This is a genomic window from Neorhizobium sp. S3-V5DH (assembly GCF_004343065.1).
Lineage (GTDB): Bacteria > Pseudomonadota > Alphaproteobacteria > Rhizobiales > Rhizobiaceae > Neorhizobium > Neorhizobium huautlense.
On record NZ_SMCL01000004.1, the window covers coordinates 237,857 to 262,488 of the forward strand.

The window sequence follows — 24,632 nt, forward strand, 5'->3', positions numbered from 1 at the left end:
GGGCTGAACATAATTCGACGAGCGAACTGTCACAGTCAATCGCCAGGGCCTGAATTTCCATAATCGTTGAGCACTTCCGCGGCCATCGACCGGGTGATCCGGGTGCCGCGGGCAAGTGCCAGACGGTCCAGCCGCTCGACGATCGCCTGGGCGGCGCCGAGAGAACGCTCCATGCGGTTGACGATATAGCCCACGAGTTTGTCATCGATATAAAGCTGCCGGTCGGCAAAAAGTTTCACGATCACCTGCGCCAGCAGTTCCTCGTCCGGTTCGCCGATCTCCACGACGGTCGCCGCTTTCAGGCGCGACTTGAGGTCGGGCAGTGTCACGCCCCATGACATCGGCCAGAGCCTGGACGTCATCAGCAGGCTATGGCCGTTCTGCCGCACGCTGTTGATCACGTGGAAGAGTTCCGTCTCGTCAAAACCGCGCCGCTCGGCATCTTCGAAAAGCACCGGGCCGGCCGCTGCCAGTGCGGCGGCATTCGAACCCACGACCGGGTGAATGTCGACCGCGCCGGCCTTTTCGCGCCAGATGTGGGCAAGGTGCGACTTGCCTGATCCGACAGGCCCTGCCAGCACGACGACCGGCGATGGCCAGGCCGGCCATTCATCGACGATCGCAACGGCCGCCGCCAGGCGCTCGGAAACCAGGAGGTCATCCCGGCCTTTCGCCGCATCATGGGTGAATTGCAGCGGCAATTGCTCGCTTTTACGCCGCTCGCGTTCGCTTGCTTGTGTCATTGGTCTTTCGGTGCGCCGATCTGGGCGTCGTTTCCGCTGTGCTCCAGCACATGGGGCGGTGGCTCTTCCTGCCAGGGAAGCGTGGCCGTCCGGCCGTAATAGATGTCGCTGTCAAGATACCGCGACAGGGCGAAGCGGACAAGCACGCCGACCACAGCCGCGGCCGGTACCGCGATCAAAAGACCCACGAAGCCGAACATCGCGCCGAATGCAAAGAGCGCGAACATCAGCCAGACGGGATGCAGCCCGACGCTTTCGCCCACCAGCTTCGGCTGCAGAATGTTGCCCTCGACAAACTGGCCGACGAAGAAGACGCCGGCAACCGCCAGTATCCACGGATAATCCGGCCAGAACTGCACCAGCGCCACGCCGACCGAAAGCACCAGCCCGATCAGCGAACCGATATAGGGAATGAAGCTGATCATGCCGGACACAAAGCCTATCAGGAGCCCGAAATTGAGGCCGACGATCGACAGGCCCACCGCGTAGAAGATACCGAGGATAAGGCAGAGCGAACCCTGGCCGCGGATGAAACCGGCAACCGATTCATCCATCTCGCGGGCAATCCGGCGCACGGTATGCACCTGGTCGCGCGGAATCCAGTTGTCGACCTTCGCCACCATCCGGTCCCAGTCGAGCAGGATGTAGAAGGCAACCACGGGCGTGACGATTAGCAAGGAGACCACATCGACGATCGCCTTGCCGGAATTCCAAATCTGGCCGAGCAGCGAACCTATAAAACCGGCGCCCTGGCTCAGCACTTCGGAGAAGTTCTGTTTGATCGTCTCGATCTGGCTGCCGACCCAAGAGGGCAGGAAGGAGGTTTCGGGGCTGGAGATGATCTGCTGCAGCTGGGAGATATAACCCGGCAGAGCTGCGGCAAATTCGGTGAACTGGTTGATGATGATCGGGATCACCAGCATCAGCGACAGCACGAAGACCAGCACGAAACAGACGAGGATCACCACGGTCGCCATCAGCCGGCTCAGTCCGCGCCGCTCCAGCCAGTCGGCAACCGGATCGAGAAAATAGGCGAGCGCCATGCCCGCTACGAAAGGCAGCAGAATGGAGCGGAAGAACCAGAGAAAAACGACGACGACCGCCAGCGCGCCGACCCAGAAAAGAATGTGGCGCCTGAGGTTTGCACCGTTGACATGGTATGGCATCGCCGCTCCCTTCAAGCGTGACCGCGGTCGCAGACAGGGATAGGATGCCCGCGCCCGCGTGGTCAAGAGTTCGATCGCAGTGCAGCGAGCGCTGTGAAAAGCCTTCAAAAGCGCTGGCAACGCTTGCATCCGACGCCATGTCGTGCAATGGCGGGCCGCTAAAATGGCCATTGGAGACGGACGATGAGCGAGGCGGGCAAAAACGGTCTCACCTATAGCGATGCCGGTGTCGATATCGACGCGGGCAACCTCTTGGTCGAGAAGATCAAACCGGCTGTGCGCTCCACCCGCCGGCCGGGCGCGGACGGTGAGATCGGCGGCTTCGGCGGCCTCTTCGATCTCAAGGCCGCAGGCTTTACCGATCCGATCCTGGTTGCCGCAAATGACGGCGTCGGGACGAAGCTGAAGATCGCCATCGACGCCGATTTCCATGACACCGTCGGCATCGACCTCGTCGCCATGTGCGTCAACGACCTCGTCGTGCAGGGCGCAGAACCTCTGCTCTTTCTCGATTACTTCGCCACCGGCAAGCTCGACCCCGACCAGGGTGCTGCGATCGTCACCGGCATCGCCGCCGGCTGCCGCGAGGCGGGCTGCGCGCTGATCGGTGGCGAAACCGCCGAAATGCCGGGCATGTATTCCGACGGCGATTACGATCTCGCAGGCTTTGCGGTGGGTGCGGCCGAACGCGGTCAGTTGCTGCCGGTCGGAGACATCGCCGCCGGAGACCTTATTCTCGGCCTCACCTCTTCAGGGGTCCATTCGAACGGCTTTTCTCTGGTCCGGAAGATCGTCGCGCTTTCCGGTCTCGCCTGGGATGCACCTGCCCCCTTCCGTGACGGCATGACTCTGGGTGAAGCGCTGCTCACGCCCACCCGCATCTACGTGAAGCCGCTCCTGAGGGCGATCCGCGAGACCGGAGCGCTGAAGGCGCTCGCACATATCACCGGCGGCGGTTTCCCGGAAAACATCCCGCGTGTGCTGCCGAAGAAACTTGCGGCCGAAGTCGATCTCGATTCCATACCCGTTCCGCCCGTCTTCTCCTGGCTGGCCAAGACGGGAGGCGTGGAGCCCAAGGAAATGCTGCGGACCTTCAACTGCGGCATCGGCATGATTGTCGTGGTCGCCGCCGAAAACGCGCAAGCCGTCAGCGACATTCTCCGGGCGGAAGGCGAAGTGGTCGTTCCGCTCGGCCGCATGGTCGATCGCCCCGAGGGCGGCGCCGGCGTGATCTACCAGGGCACACTCGGCCTATGATCGGCACGCCGCGCAAACGCGTCGCCGTCTTCATTTCCGGCGGCGGCTCCAACATGCTGTCGCTCGCGGATGCCTGCGCCGCACCGGACTTTCCTGCCGAAATCGTCGCGGTCATTTCAGACAAGGCTTCGGCCGGCGGACTTGCCAGGGCGGAAGCGCGCGGCATCAAGACCTTCGTCTTCGAACGCAAGAACTTTGCGAGCAAACAGGACCATGAGGCGGCGATGCTGTCGGCGCTGGATGAAATCCGGCCCGACATCCTCTGCCTTGCCGGCTTCATGCGGCTCCTGTCAGGAGAATTCATCAGCCGCTATGAAGGCCGCATCCTCAACATCCACCCTGCCCTCCTGCCGCTTTTCGCCGGCCTCAACACGCACCAACGCGCCATTGACGCGGGCATGAAGATCGCCGGCTGCACAGTACATTACGTTACGGAAGGCATGGATGAAGGCCCTATCCTCGCCCAGGCCGCCGTGCCGGTGCTTGCCGGCGATACCGCCGAGACGCTCGCCGCCCGGGTGCTGACCGTCGAGCACAAGCTCTACCCGCTGTCGCTCAAGCTGCTCGCCGAAGGGAAGGTGCGGATGGAGGTGGCGAAGGCCGTATTCGATGGCGTGCCGGAAAAGGACGACGCTAGGCTGATCTCCCCAGCACTCTAGACCAAACCGTTACGGCAGGGCGGCAGTCAGTCCGATAGCTTATCGCGATTGATCGCCGCCCACTGCAGCAGCATGATCGTTTTCCCGTCGCAAATCTCGCCGCTTTCGATCATCGCAAGGGCTTCATCGAGCGGCAGTTCCAGAACCTCGATATCCTCGTGCTCTTGCGCCAGGCCGCCGCCGCCGTTGATACGGTCGGCAATATCGACCGGCGCGAAGAAGAAATGGATGTGTTCCATGATCGCGCCAGGCGACATGAAGGCCTTGAAGAGGAAACGCACCTCACGCAAACGATAACCGGTCTCCTCCATCGCCTCGCGGCGGATCGCATCCTCCGGATGATCTTCGTCGAGAAGGCCGGCGGGCACCTCGACCAGCCAGGCGGGTTCGCCGGCAAGATAGGCCGGCAGCCGGAATTGCTTCACCAGCACGACCGTATCGCGCTTCGGGTCATAAAGCAGAATGCAGGCCGCGGGCGTGCGGTGATAGATCTCACGGCGCAGCCGATGGGTGGCGCCGTCGCGGTCGGTATAGTCGAGTTCGTAGCTTGAAAGCCGCGTCCAGCCATCCGACAGCGTCTTTTCGCTGACGATTTTCACCCGGTCGTGTCTGTCCGTCATGCGACGTCCCTGCGAAGCCAGACCTTGTTGTCGTGGAAAGCCGCTCCGCCATAGGGCGCTACCGCGTCGGCGCCGGTCAAAACGTTGATACCCTCGCCGTCGAGATGCGCCTTGTTCGGCCACAGCCCTTCGGCGATCAGCACGCCTGGGCGCGCGCCGGGCACCAACCGAGCATGCAGACGGATTTCGCCGCGCATATTGCCGAGACGGACGATATCGCCGTCTACGATCCCCAGTCGCGCTGCGTCAGAGGGCTCGATCATGACTTCCGGCCGCCCCTCCTTCTGGATCGAGCTTCTCGTTTCCGCGAATGTGGAATTCAGGAAACTGCGCGAAGGCGAGGTCGCGAGCCGGAAGGGATGCGCCTCGTCCACCAACTCGATCACGTCGACCTGATCTGGAAATTTCGGCAGTTCCGCCACTGGTCCCATAGCCCCGAGGTTCTTCGGCGGCTTGTTGGGTGACGGACCGTTCGCCCAGTCCGGGCTGAAACGGAATTTTCCGTCCGGATATCCGAAACCCTTCAGATAGTGAGCGGTCTCGAAATCAGGCTGCGCATCGATCCAGCGATCGCGTTTCAGCTCGTCGTATCCCGACCAGCCGCTAGCCCTTAGCAGGCGGTCGATATGCTCGCGTTCACCGAGGCCGAAACCGGAATAATGATCGACACCGAGCCGCTTTGAGAGCTCCTCGATGACGAAGAGGTTGGTGCGCACGGTTTCCGGCGGTTCAACGAGCTTCGGACCGAGCAGGATATGGTTCTGCCCGCCCGCGCGATAGATATCGTCATGTTCGAGGAACATGGTGGCCGGCAGCACGATATCGGCGACCTCCGCAGTATCGGTCATGAACTGCTCGTGCACGGCAACGAACAGGTCGTCACGCATGAAGCCTTGCCGAACCAGCCGCTGCTCCGGCGCGACATTCATCGGATTGGTGTTCTGGATCAGGAGCGCGGTCACCGGTCCGCCATATCGCAGGGCTTCGGCGTCGCCGGTCAGTACCCGGCCGATTTGCGACTGATCGAGCTGGCGGATATCGGGATCAGCATAGGCGGTCCCCATCAGCTCCGACTTGTTGAGCCGAAAAATATCGCCGTTGTTGTGAAAGGCGCCGCCACCTTCGTATTGCCAGGAGCCGAGCACGGTCGCGATCGACAGCGCCGCATGCATCGCGGCGGTGCCGTTGCGCTGGCGGGCGAATCCGTAGCCCAGCCGGAAGAATGTCTTCTTCGTCGTGCCGACGAGGCGGGCGAAGGTTTCGATCTCGTCTACCGAAAGCCCGGTGATCGCCGAGGCCCATTCCGGCGTCTTCGATTTGAGATGCGCCGCCAACCCTGCCGGATCGTCCGCGTATCTTTCCATGTATCCGCGGTCGGCATAACCGTCCCGGAAGGCGATGTGCATCACCGCGCAGGCGAGCGCCGCATCGGTGCCGGGCCTCACCACCAGCGCCATGTCGGCCTGCTTCATGGTCGGGTTGTCGTAGATGTCGACGACGACGATCTTGGCGCCGCGTTCCTTGCGCGCCTTCACCGCGTGGGTCATCACGTTGACCTGGGTGGAGACGGCGTTGGTGCCCCAGATCACCACGCAGTCGGACTTCGCCATCTCGCGCGGATCGGGACCGCGAAGCGCTCCGGTCCCCATCACATAACCCGTCCAGGCCATGTTGGTGCAGATCGTGCCGAAGAAGCCGGAATATTTCTTGGCGTGCCGCAACCGCTCGATCGAATCGCGCTGCACCTGCCCCATCGTGCCGGCATAGAAATAGGGCCAGACGGCTTCGGAACCGTGCTTGGCTTCCGCCTTGACGAAGGCGTCGGCAATCTCGTCCAGCGCCGCTTCCCAGGAAAGCTCCTGCCAGTCGCCCTCGCCCTTCCGGCCCTTGCGCCGCTTCGGCACCATCAGCCGACCGGGATGGTAGATCCGCTCGGAATAACGGGCGACCTTGGCGCAGATGACGCCGGCCGTATAGGTATTGTCGGCGGAGCCGCGCACGCGGCCGATGCGGCCGTCGGGCGTGAGATCGACATCCAGCGCGCAGGCGGACGGACAGTCGTGCGGACAGACGGTGTGGCCGACCTTGGTCGGCTCGGCGGCGGTTTTCGCGGTGATCGGGGTCGCAACGTTCATGGCTTTTCTATATTGCAAGCCGAGCCCCGCAAAAAGTGCGATTTGCGGCGCACCAATATTATTCACGCGGGACAGCAGCGACGATGAACTACCGGCATATCTACCACGCAGGCAATTTCGCGGACGTCCTCAAGCACGCCATCCTGGCGCGGTTGATCCGCTACGCCCAGAAGAAGGACAAGGGATTCCGCGTCCTCGATACCCATGCCGGCGTCGGGCTCTACGACCTTTCCTCCGACGAGGCGCAGAAGACCGGGGAATGGCGCGACGGCATCGGCCGGCTGATGGAAGCCGAGCTGCCCGCAAAAATATCGGAGCTGCTCGAGCCCTATCTGACGGCGGTCAAGGACCTGAATCCGAATGGCGGGCTGAAATTTTATCCCGGCTCTCCGAAGCTTGCGCGCATGCTGTTCCGACCGCAGGACAGGCTTTCTGCGATGGAACTGCATCCGGAGGACTTCAACCGCCTGCACAATCTCTTCGAAGGAGACTTCCAGGTACGGGCGACGGAACTAGACGGCTGGCTGGCGCTTGGCGCGCATCTGCCGCCGAAGGAGAAGCGCGGCATTATCCTCGTCGATCCGCCCTTCGAGGAGGAGGGAGAATATACCCGCCTCGCCGAGGGTCTCGCCCATGCCTGGCGTCGCTTCCCGGGCGGCACCTACTGCCTCTGGTATCCGATCAAGAAGGGTGCGCCGATCAAGGCCTTTCACGAGAAACTGCAAGCGCTGGAAATCCCGAAGATGCTCTGCGCCGAACTCACGGTGAAAAGCGACCGGGAAGCGACCGGCCTCTCGGGCTCGGGCCTCGTCGTCGTCAATCCCCCCTTTACGCTGAAGGACGAGCTGCACGCACTCCTGCCGGTGCTGAAGGACATTCTGGCGCAGGACCGCTTTGCCTCGCAGCGGGCTTTCTGGCTCCGCGGAGAATAACCGGCCTCAGGAGTTTTCCCGCTTGCCGCGCTCGAGGTCCGGCGGATGCTCGATCCGCCACCGCGACCGCTCGAAGAACAGGACCACCACCAGCGCCATAGCAAACGGGATAAGAAGATAGAAGAGCCGGAAGATCAGCAGGGCAGCAATCACATCGGCCTGGTCCATGTCCGGCAGCCCCGTAATGAAGACAAGCTCGAGTACGCCGAGCCCGCCTGGCGCATGGGAAATCAGTGCAGCCGAAAAGGAGATCAGGAAGATGCCGAGTACGATCATAAAGCCCGGATTTCCCACCTCAGGCAGCGCGAAATAGATGATTCCGGCGGCCCCTATGAGCTCGATCGGGGCGATCAGCAGCTGCGGCAGCACGACCGGCGGCTCGGGATAAAATATCTTCAGCGAGCCGATCTGAAGCGGCCGGAGCTTCATGAAACTCGCCGCCACATAGAGCGCCACCAGCCCGAGCAGCACATATCCCGTCGCCGCTGTTGCCTCCAATGGAAGGAGGTCGCCGAAACGGCCCGTAACCTCGGGCTCGATGATCAGCACGATGCCGGCGAGAAAGAGTGTGCCTAGAATGAATGTGAACGAGCAGACGGCGATCAGCACGCCGATCTCGGCCGGCGTCAGCCCTTTGGCGGAATAGGCGCGATACCGCACCACGGCGCCCGATACGACGGATGCGCCGATATTGTGGGAGAGCGCATAGGTGGTGAAGGAACAGAGGGTGATGAAAAACCAGTTCACCTTGCGCCCGAGATGCATCAGCGCGATCCGGTCATAACCGGCGAGCGCGGCATAGGCCAGCAATGTGGACAAACCACAGAGCACCCAGTTTCCCGTCGAGATCGCCCCGAAGCTGTCTCCCAGCTCGTCGAGCGACAACCCGCGAAGCTCCTTGTAGAGAAACCTTGCCGAAACGACGATGGTTATGGCTCCGACCACAGGCCAGAAGTACTTCTTGAATTTCATTCCGATATTGCCGTTCCTCCCGCCCCTGTTTAAATCAATACCGTTAAGGCTTCGGTCGCTTAATTCACTCAGGGGGCACCTTTGACCGATCAACTTCGCCGACGCGCTTTTGGTTGCCTCCTTGCCTGTTTTCTTGGCTCCGCTTCAATAGCGCCCGCGCAGGATCAGGCGGGGAAATTCGATTTCTACGTTCTGTCGCTCTCCTGGTCCCCGACCTTCTGTGCCTTGCAAAATGGTGGCCGGAACGAGCAGCAATGCGGCGGCAACGAGGGTTTCCGTTTCATCGTCCATGGGCTCTGGCCGCAATATGAAAAAGGTTATCCCGATTTCTGCCAAACGCGTGAACCGGAGCGCGTGCCGCGCTCGCTCGGCCAGACCATGTTCGACATCATGCCGTCCATGGGACTTGTCGGTCATCAATGGCGAAAACATGGAAGCTGCACGGGTTTGAACCAGCGCGACTATTTCGCCAAGGTCCGCGAGGCCTTCGGGCGCATCCGCCTGCCATCCGATCTCTCCCGTGGAGAAACCTCCTTAACGGTCTCGACCGATCAGATCGAAGAGAGATTCATTGCCGCGAATCCGGGTATGAGCCGCCGGGGAATTGCTGCAAGCTGCGAAGGAAAGCGGTTGGAAGAGGTGCGCATATGCCTGACCAAGGACCTGTCTTTCCGCGATTGCCCGGAGGTGGACGGCGACGGCTGCAAGATTAGCCAGATCACCCTGCCTCCCGCTCAATGACTTCAGAAGAGGATCAATGATGAAGCTGCTATACTCGCCGGCCTCCCCCTATGCCGCCAAGACGCGGATGGCCGCCCGCTATCTCGGCATCCGGATTACCGAGGTGAAGACCGACACCAACGCCAATCCCGCTGAACTCATCGACAACAATCCGCTCGGCAAGATTCCGGTGTTGATCCGGGACGGCGAGCCGCCGATCTATGACAGCGTCGCAATCATGCATTATCTCGACCGGCTGTCGGGCGGAAAGCTCTACCCGAGGAAGGATGAAAAGCGCACCGAGGCCGAAGTTCTGGAGGCCTTGTGCGATGGCATCATGGATTGCCTGCTGGCGATCATCTACGAGCGCCGTCTCCGGCCTGAAGACAAGATCTACCAACCCTGGATCGACAAGCAGTGGGAAAAGACCGTTCGCGGCCTCGACTATCTGGAAAAGAACCTGCCGAAGACGGGCAAGAAACTGCATGGCGGCCATTTCGCACTGGCGGCACTGATCGGTTATCTCGACCTGCGCTTCGATGGACAGTGGGCCGAGGGTCGTCCGGAACTGGCTTCCTGGCCGGATGTTTTTAGCAAGCGCTTTTCGCACTATGGCGAGATGAAATCGGCCGGCTGAGCATGAAAAAAGCCCGGACCGAGAAAGTCCGGGCTTCCCAAGCCTGTAAAGGCGATGGACTTAGAACTTGACGCCGATACCGACCTTGACACTGTGATCGTCGTAGCCCTTGGAAACCGACCCGGAATCCAGGCTGTAACGGTCCGAACCGAAGTCCGTATAGCGGTACTCGACACGAGCGGTGATGTTGTTGGTGACCATGGCTTCTGCACCGGCACCCACAGTGTAACCGACTGCGGTCTTGTTTTCCGAAGAGGTCGCGTCGCTCAGTTCGTTGTCCTGAAGGGCGACACCGCCGGTACCGTAGATCAGGAAGGGGTTCAGGTCGTAACCGACGCGGGCACGAACGGAGCCGTTCCAGCCGGCCTTGCCTTCGTAGCCTTCGATCGTGGTGTTCTTTTCGCCGTTGTAGCCGACATCGGCTTCAACACCGTAAACGATCTGGCCGGACTGCCAGTTGTAGCCGGTGTAGGCACCGCCGCCGAATGCGCCATCGCGATCGCCAGCACCACCGAAACGGCCCCAATCATAAGAACCGTAACCACCGAGGTAGAAACCTGCCCAATTTGCGACCGGTGCCGGCTCTTCGACTGCTGCCGGAGCCTGCGGAATCTGGTCGACGGCATCAGCGGCATTGGCCGCGGAGATGGCGATGAAGCTGGCTGCCGAGGCCATCAGAGTTGCGATAAGAGTACGCATACATTTTCTCCTTTTACTGCTGTGCCGGGATCCGTCGCGACCAAATGCTGCGACGGCTTTGTTCCCTGCCCGCTGAGGCCGAATGTGGATGCGAATTGAGGAAATGAAAGAGCCGAAATGTGAATTGATTGTGGCGCGTGAAAGGCCAAAATTTGATGTTGCTATAGCGCAACATGTATAACATTAACCTTACTTATCCATTAATTTAAATATACGCGTCTTTACTCCGATTAATTACTTCTTAAATTCAAAGAACTCCTTCGTCAATATGTTTCCCCTCGCCTGCTGTACGCGGCCAACGGTGAATTTTCGACTTCTGTCTTCAGAACAGTGGAGACAAAGGTGGGAAAAATCGCAGTTCTGCACTGCAATAATAGCTGGCCGCCTGCATCTCCTTTCGAAATCCGCCAGCACTGGTGGCGTCCGTTGCCAAATTTCCGCCTCAAACAATCGCCCCCTCCGGCGCGCCCGTGGCTACGGCCATAAATGCCCGGACAGCGTTCTTCACTTTCCAAACAGGAGGCGATTCACTATCTCTGCCTTGCGGCCTGATGCGAGGTCAGCCCAACCGCCCGCAAAACTTTGACAAGCCGCCGATCACGGGCTCATGGTTCGAATCGGCGATGGCCAGCGACCGGCTCCGTTCCGGCATCTGGCGGAGACTTTGGAATGAATGGAACGAAGCTGCCGGATGGCGGCGTTCTTTATGACGAAACCGAAGAGGATGACGACGACGCTCCGGTGAGCGAGCCCGTCGAAGGGATCGTCGCGTCGGTCGACTGGAACGAAGCGCCCAAGAACGAGAGCGGCCTGAAGGGTGCCGAGCTGATCGCCGAATTCGTCAAGCACCTGCCCAACGCGCCCGGCGTCTACCGGATGTTCAACGAAGCGGCCGACGTGCTCTATGTCGGCAAGGCGCGCAGCCTCAAGAAACGCGTCGGCAACTATGCCAAGGGCCGCGTCCATTCCAACCGCATCGCCCGCATGGTGCGCGAGACGACGCATATGGAATTCGTCACGACGCGGACGGAAACCGAGGCACTGCTGCTCGAGGCGAACCTGATCAAGCGCCTGCGCCCGCGCTTCAACGTGCTTCTGCGTGACGACAAGTCTTTTCCCTATATTCTGATCACCGGCGATCACCGGGCACCGGCGATCTTCAAACATCGGGGCGCGCGTGCCCGCAAGGGCGATTATTTCGGCCCATTTGCCTCGGCTGCAGCCGTCGGCCGCACGATCAACTCACTGCAGCGCGCCTTCCTGTTGCGCACCTGCACCGACAGCGTCTTCGAAACCCGCACCCGTCCTTGCCTGCTTTACCAGATCAAGCGTTGCTCCGGCCCCTGCACCCACGAGATAAGCGACGAGGGTTATGCCGCGCTCGTCAGCGAGGCGAAGGACTTTCTTTCCGGCAGAAGCCAGAACGTGAAGGCGGCGATTGCCAGCCAGATGGCGGAAGCCTCCGAATATCTCGATTTCGAGCGCGCGGCGGTCTATCGCGACCGGCTCGCCGCGCTGTCGCATGTCCAGAGCCACCAGGGCATCAATCCGGCCGGCGTCGAGGAGGCGGATGTCTTCGCCATCCATCATGAGGGCGGACTGTCCTGCATCCAGGTCTTCTTTTTCCGCACCGGCCAGAACTGGGGCAACCGCGCCTATTTCCCAAAGGCCGACCCGCAGCTTTCTCCCGCGGAAGTGCTCAATGCCTTTCTCGCGCAGTTCTACGACGACAAACCGGTGCCGCGGCAGATCCTTCTTTCCGAGACCGTGGAGGAACAGGAACTGCTCGCGATGGCCTTCTGCGAAAAGGCCGGCCACAAGGTGGTGATCTCGGTGCCGCAGCGCGGCGAAAAGAGGGACCTCGTCGATCACGTTCTGGCGAATGCCCGCGAGGCGCATGGCCGCAAGCTCGCCGAGACGGCTTCGCAGGCGCGGCTTCTTGCCGGCTTTGCCGAAACTTTCGCCCTGCCCTACACTCCGCGCCGGGTCGAGATCTACGACAACTCCCACATCATGGGCACCAATGCGGTAGGCGGCATGGTGGTGGCGGGGCCGGAAGGCTTCGTGAAGAACCAGTACCGCAAGTTCAACATCAAATCGACCGACATCACCCCCGGGGACGACTTCGGTATGATGCGGGAGGTGATGACGCGCCGGTTTTCGCGCCTCATCAAGGAAGAGGGCCTCCCCGACCGCAGCGGATCGGCGGCCACAGCCGAAGATGCCGCAGATGCCGCCTTCCCCGCTTGGCCGGATGTGATCCTCATCGACGGCGGACAGGGGCAGATGACCGCCGTCCGCTCCATTCTCGACGAACTCGGCATTCGGGATGTCGTAACGGCGATCGGTGTTGCAAAGGGCGTCGACCGCGAGGCCGGCCGCGAGCGTTTCTTCGTGGACGGAAAGAGCGACTTTTCGCTGCCGCCGCGCGATCCGGTGCTTTATTTCATCCAGCGGATGCGCGACGAGGCGCACCGCTTCGCGATCGGCTCGCATCGAGCCCGCCGTAAGAAGGAAATGGTCCGCAATCCCCTGGACGAGATTTCCGGCATAGGACCTGGCCGAAAGCGTAAGCTGCTGCAGCATTTCGGTACGGCAAAAGCCGTGTCCCGCGCTGGCCTTACGGATCTCATGGCAGTGGAGGGCATTTCCGAAGCCGTGGCGAAACAGATCTACAATCACTTTCACGAGAACCGCGCCGGGTAAGCGGCTCTGCCGCAATCCTTTTCAAAAAAGCCGCGAAGGCATGTTGACGGGCGCGGCTTCAGGCATCAACTAGGAACAAATAGAGCTAACAGGTCGTCCATGGCTTCCCGCGCATACAACATCCCCAACCTGCTCACCTATGCGCGCATCGTTGCCGTGCCCGTCATCGTTCTCTGCTTCTTCGTGGAGGGCCGGCTCGAAAGTTCGGATTTCGCCCGCTGGGCGGGCCTGACGATCTTCGTGATCGCTTCCCTCACCGACTATCTCGACGGCTATCTCGCCCGCATCTGGAACCAGACATCCAATATCGGCCGGATGCTGGACCCGATTGCCGACAAGCTTCTCGTCGCCTCCGTGCTGCTCCTGATGGCTGCGGACGGGACGATTGCCGGCTGGTCGCTCTGGGCGGCGATCACCATTCTGTGCCGCGAAATCCTCGTCTCCGGCCTGCGCGAATATCTCGCGGCACTGAAGGTGTCGGTACCGGTGACGCGCATCGCCAAGTGGAAAACGACCATCCAGATGGTGGCGATCGCCTTTCTGCTTGCCGGCCCCGCCGGCGACAAGATCATGCCCTATATTACCGAAATCGGCATCGCGCTTCTGTGGATTGCGGCGATCCTCACCTTTTACACGGGCTACGACTACTTCAAGGCCGGCCTGAAACATCTGGTTGACGAAGAATGAGCACCAAACTCGTCTATTTCGCCTGGGTGCGCGAACGGATCGGCAAGCCGGAAGAGGAAATCACCATTCCGGAAAATGTCGTCACCGTGCGCGACTTGCTGAATCATCTGAAGGGCTTGGGCGAGGAATACGAGAACGCGCTTCAATATCCGGAGGTGATTCGGGTGGCGATCGACCAGGAGCATGTCGAGCATTCGGAAAAGATCGCCGGCGCGCGGGAAATCGGCATTTTCCCGCCGATGACCGGAGGGTGAAACCGTGACAGTCGAACCGCGGATCCAGGTGCAGAGCCAGGACTTCGACCTCCGATCCGAGGTGGAAATCCTGACTGCCGGCCGCAGGGACATCGGCGCGATGGTTACCTTCAGCGGTCTCTGCCGCGACGAGCAGGGCATGCTTTCCGCGCTTGAGCTTGAGCATTATCCCGGCATGGCGGTGGCCGAAATGCGCCGTATCGCCGAGATCGCCATCGAACGCTTCTCGCTCCTGGGGCTCACTGCCATCCACCGCTACGGAAAAATCACGCCGGGCGAGAATATCGTGCTGGTGGTCGCGGCAGCGCCGCATCGCCAGGCTGCCTTCGACGGCGCCGGCTTCATGATGGATTTCCTGAAGACCTCCGCCCCGTTCTGGAAGAAGGAGCATGCGGCAGACGGCACGGCCCGCGACTGGGTATCCGCCAAGGATGCGGATGACAGAGCGCGGGACAAGTGGATATAGCCGTCGGGCCAACCAATCTCGTTGGCTGGCTTAAGGCCTCACCTGCCACAATTGCCCGGAATAGTTGGCGCAAGGGACCATGTGGGCCAGATTGTCGGCCATCCCGCCGTTGACGATGTCCAGGCACATTCCATCACCCAGAAATTGCGTCGTCAGCCTGATGTCGTTGCCATCTCCGCGCATATGCCAGAACTGGCCGGAATAGTGGCCGCAAGGCCGCATTTCCACAAAATGGTTGCGGTCACCACCATTGATCACGTCGAGGCACATCCCGTTGCCGGTCCGCTCGTTGCGCAATCGCAGCCAGTTGCCTTCCGACGAGATCATCCACCGCTGGCCCGGATTGCCATCGCGCGAGGTCAACTGCCCCAATCCCGCGAAAGGACCATCGGTCACAGCCTCGAGCGCCATGCCGGACCCTCTGAACTGGGTAGTCAATTCAACGGACTGCGCCCGAACGGTCGCCGGCAGCAGCATGATTGAAGCCGAGAAAAGCAGGCAAAGAGACTTGCTGAGCATGATCGTATGTCCTGGAGGGTCGGTGGGGAGACTTAGCGGCATGGCGACATTAGCCAAGTGACGATCGAATGGAACTCGCAAAAGCGCTTTTCCCCGAAAGAAGCATGGAAGCCGCTGCAAACCGTCCGCTCAGGGGATCGCCCTCTCCCGCCTGCTCATCACCAACACGCCCACAAGCACCGAAACGATGAACAGGTCGCGCCAGACGATCGGGCCGTAACCGCTCCAGAGCGTTTCGGCAAAGCCGATGACGGCGGCGCCGGCGGCTGAGCGCAAGGGGTTGGAATGGCCGCCGGCGGCGGCAATCAGCACCACCTTCAGCCCGAACAGCAGGCCTGCGCCAAAATCCATCGTGCCGTAATGGGAAGTCGCGAGCACCCCGCAGACAGAGGCATAGAGTGCCGCCGCCACATAGGAGATGACGAAGACCAACGAGGAATTGGTACCGGAGAGCTCTGCCGCCAGCGGATCGTCTGCGACCGCTCGCCAGACACGGCCCCAGCGGGTATTGGCGAGCACAAGATGGCCGGAGGTGATCATCATCAGCATTGCCGCGACATTGATGAGCTGGATCATCGTCAGCGTGACCGGAAATCCGTCCCCGCGCCAGAAAACTAGGGGATTGTTGAGGAAAGGCGGCAGCCAGAGCTCGCGCGTGTTTGCCGCAAGCCTTGCCCCCTCCATCAGCACCATCAGCACGCCAAGCGAGGCGACGATTACCGCGTTCGGCGAAATTCTCGCAAGCGGCCGCATGACGAACCGGCCGGCGATCACCCCTGCTCCGAGACCGCCGGCCAGTGCAGCTGCGGCACCAAGGCCAAGTGCTGCGGGAAAGATCAGCCACAGCTGGTTCCAGCCGAAATGGGCAAATATCAAATAGACATGCCCGGAAAAGGCGAAGATCGCGCCATAGGTGATGTCCGCACGCTTGGTCACGGCAAAGGCAATGGAGTAGCCGAAGGCAAGCGCCGCATAAAGCGCTGCCAACGGCAAGGCATTCGCCAGTTGCTGCAGCAGATAAGCCATCGATCCTTTCCGAATCTCTGCCTAATATAACTGGTAAAATGGCTTTCGCCAGTTATAATGATGACATGAGCTTTTCTTGGACCCCGCACCGTTTTGCCGGAGGCGCTCTGGCGCTCGATGTTGCCAACAGCGTCATCCTGCGTTTCGATCCCGCACGTAGTGTCGATCGTTTCGCCGAGCCGGAGCAGATGGACGCCTTTGCGAAGGCAACAGGCGTATTTTCGGCCGAACGCTCCCTGTTCGGTGAGCTTGCACCGGTGCCATCCCGAAACCGGTTGCCCTTCCTGGCATTGCGGGAGGCCATCGACCGTTATTTTCGCGCCCGTATTCTGGAGAATGACGGATATGGTCTTTTAGCCGATCTTCTCGAAGCGACTGCCGCCGTCCTGCGCCGTGCGGACAAAGGTTCGCTCGAGGCGGCCACCGCGCATTCCGCCCTTCGCCTTCTCGCGGATGGAGAAATCACACGGCTGAAGATCTGCGGCAATTGCGGCTGGCTGTTCGTCGACCGCAGCAAGAACCGCAGCCGCACCTGGTGCGACATGACCGTCTGCGGCAACCGGGCAAAGGCCAGCCGCCACTATCATCGAAAAAAGAAGGAAGCCGCGCCATGATGAGACGGCTGATTGTCTGTAGTCTTGCCGCGCTTCTGCTGACCGCCTGTCAGCGCGAAGCCGAGCAGCAGCTTGCCGAGCTTTCCGGACGGATGTTCGTCTTCAACTACCGCGTGGCGACAGCGAACTATCTGGTGACGCTGAGACGAATTGGCACTCTTCCCGAAGACGGTTCTGTCGAGGCAGAGTTCGAGAATCCGCGAGGCGGAGACCCGTTGACCATCCGGGAGAAACTGTTTCCGAGGATGGACAAGATTTCGCTTGCCAGCCCGCCGATCGAATGTGTCCGGCAGGACCGCCCCTATGCGGTGACAATCCGCATTCTCGACAGCAACGGCACACCGCTCCAGACGATCGAAACCACCGTCACATCGGATGTCGATCAAAGCGTACTGCCCGCAAAACCGCTGGTGGTCGGTCCGGGCTATGATCCGAACCCCGACGTGTTCAAGCCCGATGGCAGCGCTGACTATTCGCCAGTGGCCGATTGTCCGGCCTGAAGATTAAATGAGAGGGGCATGAAAAAGCCGGAGCTTTCGCCCCGGCCCATTTCTCGATCACCTGCCTTGCGGCAATCAGCCGACGATTTCGGTTTCGGAGAACCAGTAGGCGATTTCCTGGGCAGCGGTTTCCGGAGCGTCGGAGCCGTGAACCGAGTTTTCGCCGATCGACAGCGCGAAGGTCTTGCGGATGGTGCCTTCGTCAGCGTTGGCCGGGTTGGTGGCACCCATGATTTCGCGGTTCTTGAGGATGGCGTTTTCGCCTTCGAGAACCTGAACGACGGTCGGGCCGGAGGTCATGCCTTCGACGAGCTCGCCAAAGAACGGGCGCTCCTTATGGACGGCGTAGAAGCCCTCGGCTTCGCGCTTGCTCATCCAAACGCGCTTGGAAGCGATGACGCGCAGGCCGTTGTCTTCAAACACCTTGGTGATGGCGCCGGTCAGGTTGCGCTTAGTGGCATCCGGCTTGATCATCGAAAACGTGCGTTCAATCGCCATTGATCTATCCTTTGTCTCGAACGGAAAGTGGGCGGTCTTTACCCGCCCCTTTCATTGGAAACAAGGGGGTTCAGGCAATTTCACGCCGCTGTCACACGCCGCCCTGCCCCTTCATGCAGGTCCAGGCAGCGCTCGAACCAGCGTCCGACGGGATCATCGTCCTTGAAGACATCCGTGCCGGCGGTGATGCGCATCCACTGCAGGGCGCCAAAGAGGATGTAGTCCGCAAAGAGCGGTCCGTCGCCGCCGATGAATTCCTGATACTTCAGCGTATGGCGGATCGGCTCGAGCTTTGCCGCGAAAGCGGCGATCTCGGCGGAGCGGCCGGCTTCAAGCTCCTCCAGCGTTTTGCCGAGGCGCGCCTCGCGGCTCTGACGGAAATAAACCCGATCGGTCTCGCCCAACATGTCGTGGATGTTCTTCACCGCGATCTTCGTGATCGCCGTATGGATCACCATCTGCGAGAAACCCTCGACAAACCGGGCCAGGGCCTTGCCGCCCTCGCCACCGAACAGAGTCGGACGGCCCGGATAGGTATCCTCAAGGTAAAGCGCGATATCGAAGCTGTCGCGGATCAGTTCGTTACCGTCCCTCAGGATCGGAACAGTCTTCGAAAATCCGTTCTCGACCTTCGGTATCTCGGTAAAAGGCATCGGCTTCTCGATGAACTCCAGACCCTTGTGATGAAGCGCCAGCACGATCTTCCAGCAATGCGGAGAAAACGGGCGCGTCTCGTCGGCACCGCAGAGGGAATAGAGGATTCGTGTCATATCTGGCTCCTGTGTCAGAGATGGCGGATATTGACGGTAAAGCTCCGGAGAAATCCAATCAGGAAAATTCATGAATGGCATCACGGAGATAGGCGCGCCGCCCGCGTCGTCCATTCTCTCTTAACCCTGAGAAAAGCGGCAGCACCGTTCTTCAGAAGATGTTAAACGCCACGCGTCATGCCTGGAACCTGTATCGAACAACCCGATGGGATCGTGGGGCAAGATATGACGAGCGAAGTCAGCAAAGCGGTGCGCGACCGAACCCTGCAGGTGGTGAGCCAGCACATGGCGAAGCTGGAGGTCAACGGCCTGCCGCGCAACTACGAACTCTTTCACGAGGCTTTGTCCGGCGGGGACACTGCCCTCTCCCGCGAGGTGCTGGCCCTGCCGCTCGCACCTTCGCAAACGCTGCTTGATGAAATCGGTCTGCGGTATCAACTTCCAGGCTTTGTCGCGCTTGCTCCCGCCAGATCGCGCGACCACGAGATCAATCTGCTCCGGGAGTTGCAGGAGAAGATGACCAGCGGCGTAACGCAAAAGCAGGGTTTTACGCGCGTGCTGGAAGCCGTCGCCCGCAGCCTTCGCGAAGACAGCAACGCGGGACCGATGGATATCCTCGCCGAGATCGAATACTTAAGCGTTTCCTTGTCGGATGCAGTCGTCGCGGAAACGGAACTCGAAGCAGTGCTCAAGGCCGGGGTGGATCGCCTGGTCACCTCGGAGCAGAAGACCGCAGCCGCCCGGGCGATCACCCTCCGGGATCGCCTGACCGCGCTGCCGAACCACGCCGCCTTCGCCGAGCGCCTGGAGATGCTCTATGGCGCAGAGGCCGACAAACGCGACGTCGCGCTCTTCCTGGTCACCATCAACGACCTGTCGGACATTGCCCAGACCTATGGCGAGCCGGCTGCCAACCGCATCGTGAGGAAAGCCGCCTCGATTTTCCGCAAGGCGATCAAGAAGAACGACTTCCTCGCCCGCATCGGCAAGGGGGATTTCGCCTTTCTGTTCAAGGATGTCGGTCGCGACAGCATATATCCGATTGCCGAACGCCTCTCTGCTTCCATTGTCGACAACCTCGTCTTTGCGGTGTCCGACAGAGCGACGGCAACGCTGACGCTCTCGATCGGCGTCGCGCTCGCCGGGGACGCCTTCTCGCCGCAGCAACTGCGCCTGCAGGCAACAGCGGCCTTGGAAACTTCGAAGGCGAACGGACGCCCGGCGGTATTCATGCCCGATCAGGCCAGCCGGTAGGCCCCCGCCCGGAACTCGTTTCGGCAGATCTTTGAGGCCGCCTTGCCTTCACCGGCAGTTTCGGCCAAAACCGCCGCCATGATCACGATTACCGACCTTTCCGCCCGCATTGCCGGGCGCCTTCTCCTCGACAATGCCAGCGTAACGCTTCCGGCGGGTGCGAAGGCCGGGCTTGTCGGCCGCAACGGCGCCGGCAAATCGACTCTCTTCCGCGTGATCACCGGCGAGCTTGCGGCCGAAAGCGGTTCGGTGACCATTCCAAGGAATGCCCGCATCGGCCAGGTGGCGCAGGAAGCGCCGGGCACGGAGGACTCGCTGATCTCGATCGTGCTTGCTGCCGACAAGGAGCGCAGCGCGCTTCTCGAGGAAGCCGAGACCGCAACCGATCCGCACCGCATCGCCGAAATCCAGATGCGGCTTGTCGACATCGATGCTCATTCAGCGGAAGCGCGGGCCGCCAGCATTCTTTCCGGCCTCGGCTTCGACCACGAGGCCCAGCACCGCCCTGCCTCCTCCTTCTCCGGCGGCTGGCGCATGCGGGTGGCGCTCGCATCCGTCCTTTTCGCAGAGCCCGACCTTCTGTTGCTCGACGAGCCGACCAACTATCTCGACCTTGAAGGCACGATGTGGCTGGAGGATTATGTCCGGCGGTATCCGCACACCGTCATCATCATCAGCCACGACCGCGACCTTCTGAACAATGCCGTGAACTCGATCGTCCATCTCGACCAGAAGAAGCTCACCTTTTATCGCGGCGGCTACGACCAGTTCGAACGGCAGAAGGCCGAGGCAGACGAGCTGCAGATGAAGGCGAAGGCCAAGAACGAAGCGGCCCGCAAACACCTGCAGAGCTTCATCGACCGGTTCCGCGCCAAGGCTACGAAAGCCCGACAGGCCCAAAGCCGTGTTAAGGCTCTGGAGCGCATGGGCACCGTTGCCGCCGTGGTGGAAGACCATGTTCAGCCGATCATTTTTCCCGAGCCGGAAAAGCAGCCCGCCTCCCCGATCGTGGCAATCAGCAAGGGCGCGGTCGGTTATGCTCCCGGCAAGCCGATCCTGAAGAATATCAGCCTGAGGATCGACAACGACGACCGCATCGCCCTGCTCGGCTCGAACGGCAACGGCAAGTCGACCTTCGCAAAGCTGGTGTCCGGTCGACTGGAACTCGAAAGCGGCGAGATGAAACTCGCGCCGGGTCTCAAGATCGGCTTCTTCGCCCAGCACCAGCTCGACGATCTCATCCCCAACGAAACGCCCGTCGACCATGTTCGCCGGCTGATGCCGCAGGCGGCGGAAGCCCAGGTGCGCGCGCGTGTCGCCCAGATGGGACTTGCGACCGAAAAAATGAACACGGCCGCCAAGGATCTTTCCGGTGGGGAAAAGGCGCGCCTTCTGATGGGCCTTGCGGCCTTCCACGCGCCGAACCTGCTGATCCTCGACGAACCGACGAACCATCTCGACATCGACAGCCGCCGGGCGCTGATCGAAGCGCTCAACGATTACAACGGCGCCGTCATCCTGATTTCCCACGACCGCCATCTGATCGAGGCGACCGTCGACCGCCTCTGGCTGGTCAACGAAGGCACCGTCAAAACCTTCGATGGCGACCTTGAGGAATACCGCGACCTGATCATCTCTGCGGGGCGAAAGAAAGACGAGAAGGCGCAGACAGCAGACGAGCCAGCCTCCAAGGCCGATCAACGCAAGGTCAATGCCGAGAAGCGCGCCTCGCTTGCCCCGCTCAGAAAAAAGATCAACGAAATCGAATCCTTGACAGGAAAGCTCGAGAAACAGATTCAGGCTCTTGATAAAGAGCTTGCGGACCCCGCACTCTACGAGAAGGCGCCGGCCAAGGCCGCGCAGAAAGCCAAGGAGCGCGGCGAGGCCGCAGCCAAGCTCGCCGCCGCGGAGGAGGAATGGCTGATGCTGTCGTCGGAATACGAAGAGGCGATGGCGGGCTGAACCTTGTCCGCCTCGTGAATATACACTACCTTCCGATGTATATTCACGAGGTGCCGCGATGCCCCTTTACGTCCGCGACGAACGCGTCAACGAACTGGCCGAGCAGGCGCGTAGAATCCTCAACGCGCCCACCAAGACGGATGCGATCCGACAAGCGCTGCAGCGCGTGGTGGAAACGGCCGAAGCGTCGGATACCTCGGAGAAGCCGTCGCTTCGCGAGCGGCTGAAGGCAATCCAGGACGAAGTGAAAAGGCTCGGGAAACCGAATCCGGATTTCGATGACAAAGCCCTCCTCGACGAGATGTGGGAAATCTGATGTTTCTGGATACGTCGGCGATCTTCGAAATCCTGCTTAGCGATCCAAAATCAGACGATTTGATCCGGCGACTGGAGGCATCCGACGGCCCGCGATCGACAGGGCCCACCGTGGTGTATGAGGCTGCCGTCGTGCTGTCAGGGAAAGAAAACCTGTCCGTTCCGGAATCCGAGCGGCTTGTCCGCTCATTGTTATCTGAACTGAACGTCACGGTCCTGCCGGCAACGAATCAAATTGCCTCGAAAGCCCTCGACGCCTTCGACCGCTACGGCAAGGGCCGTCATCCGGCGAAGTTAAATTTCGGTGATTGCTTCCGTTATGCAGGCGCCAGGGCTGCCGGGGCTGGTCTGCTCTATGTGGGCGACGACTTTACCCTCACGGACCTTGCCTGAGTTGGTCCGTCGTTTTTAAAAGCCCATTGAACGTTGAAGAGCTTTGCCATGGATCTTTTTCTCGAAACCGACGATGACCAGAAGACGCTCGCTTTCATCACCGACCGAAACGAGGCGTCCCGCCGGAAACTCTGGACCGCGGAATTTGAAAAGGATCGCGACGCGATCAAGGCGATGATCGAGCGCGACGACCGGCTGATCATCCCGACACGACGCGGCAAGTGGCTCTTCGACTTCCACCGCAGCAGGAACAATCCGCTCGGTGTCTGGCGGCGCCTGCCGGCCGATCAGGACGCGCGGGCCGACGCGGCCTGGGAGCCCGTCTTCGATCTCGATCACTTCTGCCAGAAAGAGGGCAAGCGCTGGATCTATAACGGAGCGGTCACCTGTCCCTGGGAGCCGACCCGCGTTCTCCTGCAGCTTTCCGACGGAGGCTCCGATCTGCAGCGCCTTCTCGAATTCGACGCGGAAACCAAATCGGTCGTCGACGGCGGTTTCGACACGCCCGCGGTGCGCTCGCATGCGAGTTGGCTCAGCCGCGACGAGATCTGCTATTTCGGCTCCATCGATGACTTTTCCGCGACCCGTTCGGGCTGGCCGCGGGTGGGCCGGCGTCTGAAGCGCGGCCAGACGCCGCGGGACGCGCCGGTCCTCTTTGAAGCGGCCGACAGCGACGTCTACGGCTACGGCTTCGTTATCGACCCGATGTTCTGGAACAGCGCGGCCGGCGAACGGCCGATCGAGATCTTTGCGGCCTGCCATGAGATCGGCAAGCAGAGCATCCATGCCAGGGGTGGCGACGGAAATCTGCGCCGCCTCGACCTGCCGAGCGAGATCGACTTCTCGATCAACCACAATCACGTGCTCTGGCGGGCAAAAACGGACGAACGTTTTCCAATTGGGAGCCTGATCCTGCAACGCTTCACGCCGTTTGGCGACGAGCCACTCAAAAAGCCGGAGCGTATCCTGTTCACACCTGGCGAGGGGCAGTCCGTTTCGCAGTTCTCGCTGCTCAAGACCTGGTGCGTCTTCATCGTCAGCGACCGCCTGGAGCCGCGATTCTTCCTCCTCGACCTGACCAAGGCCGATGCCGCGCCGGAGGAGCTTGCTCTCCCGGCTGAAGTGCAGTCGGTCTCCTTCCGGACGCTCGATGCCGATCTCCATCAGGGAGAGGAAGTGCTGCAGGTGATCGGCCAGGGCTTCCTCAAACCTCCCGCCCGCTACATCCTCGACCTTTCGGACCGCGCCAGCAGGGCGACGCTTCGGCAGACCGCGACGGCTCCTGCCTATTTCGGCACAGAGGGAATGCGCTCGGAACTCCTCGAGGCCATATCGGAAGACGGCACCCGGGTGCCTTATCATATCGTCTTTCCGAAAACCTGGGCGAAGGGCGAGCTGCCGGTCCTGATGTACGGCTATGGCGGTTTCGAAGCGCCTCTCTCCCCCTATTATTCCGGTGCCAATGGCATCTGGCTCGAACAGGGCGGCGCCTATGTCCAGGCTTACATCCGCGGCGGCGGTGAATTCGGGCCGGAATGGCATCGCGTCGCCAAGCGCACCGGCAGGCACAAGGCATTCGAGGATTTCGTCGCGGTTGCCCGCGATCTCGTCAGGCGTGGCTATACAAAGCCGTCGCGGATCGCCTGCACCGGCGGCAGTAATGGCGGCTTGCTGACGGCAGTTATGCTGACCCGCTATCCGGAAGATTTCGGGGCGGTCTGGACCCGCGTCCCGGTCATCGACATGGCGCGCTTCCATGTGTTTCCTGCCGGCAAGGCCTGGATGGACGAATATGGCAATCCGGACGAACCGGCCGACCTCCACTACATGCTTTCCTACTCGCCGCTGCACCAGGTGAAGGATGCCGGAACGATCGAATACCCGCCCGTCTACATCGAGAGTTCCTCCAATGACGACCGCGTGCATCCCTCGCATGCCCGCCGGTTCGCCAAGCGCCTGGAGGACAGCGGTCATAAGCCGCTTTTCCACGAGTTTGGCTCCGGCGGCCACGGCGGCGCCGGCGATTCCAGCGAACAGGCGGCACGCCCCGCCATGGGCTACAGCTTCCTGCGCCAGACGATCATGGGATCGACCTCATCGGCCTGACGCTCGAAAACGCGATAATTGG

Annotated in this window: 26 protein-coding genes; 16 read left to right on the top strand and 10 right to left on the bottom strand. The window is 61.1% G+C overall.

Annotated elements, in window-relative coordinates; genetic code table 11:
* Positions 1-35: 35 nt before the first annotated feature.
* A complete protein-coding gene (gene hdaA, locus EDE09_RS09105) occupies positions 36-743 on the bottom strand; it encodes a DnaA regulatory inactivator HdaA (RefSeq protein ID WP_105372048.1) in 708 nt (235 codons plus the stop codon).
* Positions 740-1,909 (bottom strand): AI-2E family transporter, encoded by a 1,170-nt coding sequence (locus EDE09_RS09110; RefSeq protein ID WP_132409883.1) that lies wholly within the window; start codon positions 1,907-1,909, stop codon positions 740-742. The genes hdaA and EDE09_RS09110 overlap by 4 nt, the downstream gene beginning before the upstream one ends.
* A gap of 183 nt (positions 1,910-2,092) precedes the next feature.
* Between EDE09_RS09110 and purM the strand changes: the two genes are divergently transcribed.
* Together purM and purN are read left to right on the top strand one after the other, a co-directional pair.
* Positions 2,093-3,166 (top strand): phosphoribosylformylglycinamidine cyclo-ligase, encoded by a 1,074-nt coding sequence (gene purM / locus EDE09_RS09115; RefSeq protein WP_132409885.1) that lies wholly within the window; start codon positions 2,093-2,095, stop codon positions 3,164-3,166.
* A complete protein-coding gene (purN, locus tag EDE09_RS09120) occupies positions 3,163-3,825 on the top strand; it encodes a phosphoribosylglycinamide formyltransferase (RefSeq protein ID WP_132409887.1) in 663 nt (220 codons plus the stop codon). The genes purM and purN overlap by 4 nt, the downstream gene beginning before the upstream one ends.
* A gap of 26 nt (positions 3,826-3,851) precedes the next feature.
* Here purN and EDE09_RS09125 read toward each other — a convergent pair whose 3' ends face one another.
* Complete coding sequence (locus tag EDE09_RS09125; protein ID WP_132409889.1) at positions 3,852-4,445, bottom strand: NUDIX domain-containing protein; 594 nt, start codon at positions 4,443-4,445, stop codon at positions 3,852-3,854.
* Entirely contained in the window at positions 4,442-6,580 is a 2,139-nt protein-coding gene (locus EDE09_RS09130; protein ID WP_132409891.1) for a molybdopterin oxidoreductase family protein, read from the bottom strand. Before EDE09_RS09130 ends, EDE09_RS09125 begins: the two co-directional genes overlap by 4 nt.
* An 83-nt stretch (positions 6,581-6,663) precedes the next feature.
* Between EDE09_RS09130 and EDE09_RS09135 the strand changes: the two genes are divergently transcribed.
* Positions 6,664-7,512, top strand: coding sequence for a 23S rRNA (adenine(2030)-N(6))-methyltransferase RlmJ (locus EDE09_RS09135; RefSeq protein ID WP_132409893.1), 849 nt, complete (start codon positions 6,664-6,666; stop codon positions 7,510-7,512).
* Between the two features lie 6 nt (positions 7,513-7,518).
* Here the strand turns inward: EDE09_RS09135 and EDE09_RS09140 are convergent, their stop codons facing one another.
* The gene (locus EDE09_RS09140; RefSeq protein WP_132409895.1) at positions 7,519-8,484 is read right to left on the bottom strand and encodes a lysylphosphatidylglycerol synthase domain-containing protein; all 966 of its coding nucleotides are present in this window, start codon (positions 8,482-8,484) and stop codon (positions 7,519-7,521) included.
* A 147-nt stretch (positions 8,485-8,631) separates the two neighbouring features.
* Here EDE09_RS09140 and EDE09_RS09145 point away from each other — a divergent pair, with 147 nt between their 5' ends.
* Both EDE09_RS09145 and EDE09_RS09150 read left to right on the top strand, forming a co-directional pair.
* Positions 8,632-9,225 carry a ribonuclease gene (locus tag EDE09_RS09145; RefSeq protein WP_245505105.1) on the top strand — a complete coding sequence of 198 codons (594 nt, stop codon included), beginning with the start codon at positions 8,632-8,634 and terminating at the stop codon, positions 9,223-9,225.
* 19 nt (positions 9,226-9,244) lie between these two features.
* Complete coding sequence (locus EDE09_RS09150) at positions 9,245-9,841, top strand: glutathione S-transferase (RefSeq protein WP_132410107.1); 597 nt, start codon at positions 9,245-9,247, stop codon at positions 9,839-9,841.
* A gap of 60 nt (positions 9,842-9,901) precedes the next feature.
* On the opposite strand, the gene EDE09_RS09155 is transcribed toward EDE09_RS09150, so the two are convergent.
* The gene (locus tag EDE09_RS09155; RefSeq protein ID WP_105375086.1) at positions 9,902-10,540 is read right to left on the bottom strand and encodes an outer membrane protein; all 639 of its coding nucleotides are present in this window, start codon (positions 10,538-10,540) and stop codon (positions 9,902-9,904) included.
* A 669-nt stretch (positions 10,541-11,209) separates the two neighbouring features.
* Here EDE09_RS09155 and uvrC point away from each other — a divergent pair.
* The 4 genes from uvrC to EDE09_RS09175 all read left to right on the top strand — a co-directional run bounded on the left by uvrC (position 11,210) and on the right by EDE09_RS09175 (position 14,653).
* Positions 11,210-13,246, top strand: a complete 2,037-nt coding sequence (uvrC, locus tag EDE09_RS09160; protein ID WP_132409899.1) for an excinuclease ABC subunit UvrC — start codon at positions 11,210-11,212, stop codon at positions 13,244-13,246.
* A 99-nt stretch (positions 13,247-13,345) separates the two neighbouring features.
* Positions 13,346-13,933 (top strand): CDP-diacylglycerol--glycerol-3-phosphate 3-phosphatidyltransferase, encoded by a 588-nt coding sequence (gene pgsA, locus EDE09_RS09165; RefSeq protein ID WP_112801837.1) that lies wholly within the window; start codon positions 13,346-13,348, stop codon positions 13,931-13,933.
* Positions 13,930-14,187: a molybdopterin converting factor subunit 1 gene (gene moaD, locus EDE09_RS09170; protein ID WP_105375083.1), complete on the top strand. Its 258-nt coding sequence runs from the start codon at positions 13,930-13,932 to the stop codon at positions 14,185-14,187. Before pgsA ends, moaD begins: the two co-directional genes overlap by 4 nt.
* A 4-nt stretch (positions 14,188-14,191) precedes the next feature.
* Positions 14,192-14,653, top strand: coding sequence for a molybdenum cofactor biosynthesis protein MoaE (locus tag EDE09_RS09175; RefSeq protein WP_132409901.1), 462 nt, complete (start codon positions 14,192-14,194; stop codon positions 14,651-14,653).
* 30 nt (positions 14,654-14,683) lie between these two features.
* Here the strand turns inward: EDE09_RS09175 and EDE09_RS09180 are convergent, their stop codons facing one another.
* Together EDE09_RS09180 and EDE09_RS09185 are read right to left on the bottom strand one after the other, a co-directional pair.
* On the bottom strand, positions 14,684-15,172 hold the full coding sequence (locus EDE09_RS09180; protein ID WP_165924143.1) for an RICIN domain-containing protein: 489 nt from the start codon (positions 15,170-15,172) through the stop codon (positions 14,684-14,686).
* A 129-nt stretch (positions 15,173-15,301) separates the two neighbouring features.
* Positions 15,302-16,198, bottom strand: coding sequence for a branched-chain amino acid ABC transporter permease (locus EDE09_RS09185; protein ID WP_132409905.1), 897 nt, complete (start codon positions 16,196-16,198; stop codon positions 15,302-15,304).
* Between the two features lie 65 nt (positions 16,199-16,263).
* On the opposite strand from EDE09_RS09185, the gene EDE09_RS09190 reads away from it, so the two are divergent.
* Together EDE09_RS09190 and EDE09_RS09195 are read left to right on the top strand one after the other, a co-directional pair.
* Complete coding sequence (locus EDE09_RS09190) at positions 16,264-16,812, top strand: CGNR zinc finger domain-containing protein (RefSeq protein WP_132409907.1); 549 nt, start codon at positions 16,264-16,266, stop codon at positions 16,810-16,812.
* Entirely contained in the window at positions 16,812-17,312 is a 501-nt protein-coding gene (locus tag EDE09_RS09195; RefSeq protein WP_105375087.1) for a hypothetical protein, read from the top strand. Before EDE09_RS09190 ends, EDE09_RS09195 begins: the two co-directional genes overlap by 1 nt.
* Before the next feature lie 75 nt (positions 17,313-17,387).
* Here EDE09_RS09195 and ndk read toward each other — a convergent pair whose 3' ends face one another.
* Both ndk and EDE09_RS09205 read right to left on the bottom strand, forming a co-directional pair.
* Positions 17,388-17,810: a nucleoside-diphosphate kinase gene (ndk, locus tag EDE09_RS09200; RefSeq protein ID WP_105375079.1), complete on the bottom strand. Its 423-nt coding sequence runs from the start codon at positions 17,808-17,810 to the stop codon at positions 17,388-17,390.
* Positions 17,811-17,890: 80 nt separating this feature from the next.
* Positions 17,891-18,580, bottom strand: a complete 690-nt coding sequence (locus tag EDE09_RS09205) for a glutathione S-transferase family protein (RefSeq protein WP_105375078.1) — start codon at positions 18,578-18,580, stop codon at positions 17,891-17,893.
* A gap of 225 nt (positions 18,581-18,805) precedes the next feature.
* Here EDE09_RS09205 and EDE09_RS09210 point away from each other — a divergent pair, with 225 nt between their 5' ends.
* The 5 genes from EDE09_RS09210 to EDE09_RS09230 all read left to right on the top strand — a co-directional run bounded on the left by EDE09_RS09210 (position 18,806) and on the right by EDE09_RS09230 (position 24,610).
* A complete protein-coding gene (locus EDE09_RS09210; RefSeq protein ID WP_165924144.1) occupies positions 18,806-19,834 on the top strand; it encodes a GGDEF domain-containing protein in 1,029 nt (342 codons plus the stop codon).
* 78 nt (positions 19,835-19,912) lie between these two features.
* A complete protein-coding gene (locus tag EDE09_RS09215) occupies positions 19,913-21,796 on the top strand; it encodes an ABC-F family ATP-binding cassette domain-containing protein (protein ID WP_105373652.1) in 1,884 nt (627 codons plus the stop codon).
* A gap of 58 nt (positions 21,797-21,854) precedes the next feature.
* The gene (locus EDE09_RS09220) at positions 21,855-22,112 is read left to right on the top strand and encodes a type II toxin-antitoxin system VapB family antitoxin (RefSeq protein ID WP_132409911.1); all 258 of its coding nucleotides are present in this window, start codon (positions 21,855-21,857) and stop codon (positions 22,110-22,112) included.
* Positions 22,112-22,504, top strand: coding sequence for a type II toxin-antitoxin system VapC family toxin (locus EDE09_RS09225; protein ID WP_132409913.1), 393 nt, complete (start codon positions 22,112-22,114; stop codon positions 22,502-22,504). Before EDE09_RS09220 ends, EDE09_RS09225 begins: the two co-directional genes overlap by 1 nt.
* A 48-nt stretch (positions 22,505-22,552) precedes the next feature.
* The gene (locus EDE09_RS09230) at positions 22,553-24,610 is read left to right on the top strand and encodes a prolyl oligopeptidase family serine peptidase (protein ID WP_132409915.1); all 2,058 of its coding nucleotides are present in this window, start codon (positions 22,553-22,555) and stop codon (positions 24,608-24,610) included.
* Positions 24,611-24,632: the final 22 nt, after the last annotated feature.

Coding starts and splice junctions, on each gene's coding strand:
- hdaA (WP_105372048.1), bottom strand. CDS start 743: ATGACACAAGCAAGCGAACGCGAGCGGCGTAAAAGCGAGCAATTGCCG.
- EDE09_RS09110 (WP_132409883.1), bottom strand. CDS start 1,909: ATGCCATACCATGTCAACGGTGCAAACCTCAGGCGCCACATTCTTTTC.
- purM (WP_132409885.1), top strand. CDS start 2,093: ATGAGCGAGGCGGGCAAAAACGGTCTCACCTATAGCGATGCCGGTGTC.
- purN (WP_132409887.1), top strand. CDS start 3,163: ATGATCGGCACGCCGCGCAAACGCGTCGCCGTCTTCATTTCCGGCGGC.
- EDE09_RS09125 (WP_132409889.1), bottom strand. CDS start 4,445: ATGACGGACAGACACGACCGGGTGAAAATCGTCAGCGAAAAGACGCTG.
- EDE09_RS09130 (WP_132409891.1), bottom strand. CDS start 6,580: ATGAACGTTGCGACCCCGATCACCGCGAAAACCGCCGCCGAGCCGACC.
- EDE09_RS09135 (WP_132409893.1), top strand. CDS start 6,664: ATGAACTACCGGCATATCTACCACGCAGGCAATTTCGCGGACGTCCTC.
- EDE09_RS09140 (WP_132409895.1), bottom strand. CDS start 8,484: ATGAAATTCAAGAAGTACTTCTGGCCTGTGGTCGGAGCCATAACCATC.
- EDE09_RS09150 (WP_132410107.1), top strand. CDS start 9,245: ATGAAGCTGCTATACTCGCCGGCCTCCCCCTATGCCGCCAAGACGCGG.
- EDE09_RS09155 (WP_105375086.1), bottom strand. CDS start 10,540: ATGCGTACTCTTATCGCAACTCTGATGGCCTCGGCAGCCAGCTTCATC.
- uvrC (WP_132409899.1), top strand. CDS start 11,210: ATGAATGGAACGAAGCTGCCGGATGGCGGCGTTCTTTATGACGAAACC.
- pgsA (WP_112801837.1), top strand. CDS start 13,346: ATGGCTTCCCGCGCATACAACATCCCCAACCTGCTCACCTATGCGCGC.
- moaD (WP_105375083.1), top strand. CDS start 13,930: ATGAGCACCAAACTCGTCTATTTCGCCTGGGTGCGCGAACGGATCGGC.
- EDE09_RS09180 (WP_165924143.1), bottom strand. CDS start 15,172: ATGCTCAGCAAGTCTCTTTGCCTGCTTTTCTCGGCTTCAATCATGCTG.
- EDE09_RS09185 (WP_132409905.1), bottom strand. CDS start 16,198: ATGGCTTATCTGCTGCAGCAACTGGCGAATGCCTTGCCGTTGGCAGCG.
- EDE09_RS09190 (WP_132409907.1), top strand. CDS start 16,264: ATGAGCTTTTCTTGGACCCCGCACCGTTTTGCCGGAGGCGCTCTGGCG.
- EDE09_RS09195 (WP_105375087.1), top strand. CDS start 16,812: ATGAGACGGCTGATTGTCTGTAGTCTTGCCGCGCTTCTGCTGACCGCC.
- ndk (WP_105375079.1), bottom strand. CDS start 17,810: ATGGCGATTGAACGCACGTTTTCGATGATCAAGCCGGATGCCACTAAG.
- EDE09_RS09205 (WP_105375078.1), bottom strand. CDS start 18,580: ATGACACGAATCCTCTATTCCCTCTGCGGTGCCGACGAGACGCGCCCG.
- EDE09_RS09210 (WP_165924144.1), top strand. CDS start 18,806: ATGACGAGCGAAGTCAGCAAAGCGGTGCGCGACCGAACCCTGCAGGTG.
- EDE09_RS09215 (WP_105373652.1), top strand. CDS start 19,913: ATGATCACGATTACCGACCTTTCCGCCCGCATTGCCGGGCGCCTTCTC.
- EDE09_RS09220 (WP_132409911.1), top strand. CDS start 21,855: ATGCCCCTTTACGTCCGCGACGAACGCGTCAACGAACTGGCCGAGCAG.
- EDE09_RS09225 (WP_132409913.1), top strand. CDS start 22,112: ATGTTTCTGGATACGTCGGCGATCTTCGAAATCCTGCTTAGCGATCCA.
- EDE09_RS09230 (WP_132409915.1), top strand. CDS start 22,553: ATGGATCTTTTTCTCGAAACCGACGATGACCAGAAGACGCTCGCTTTC.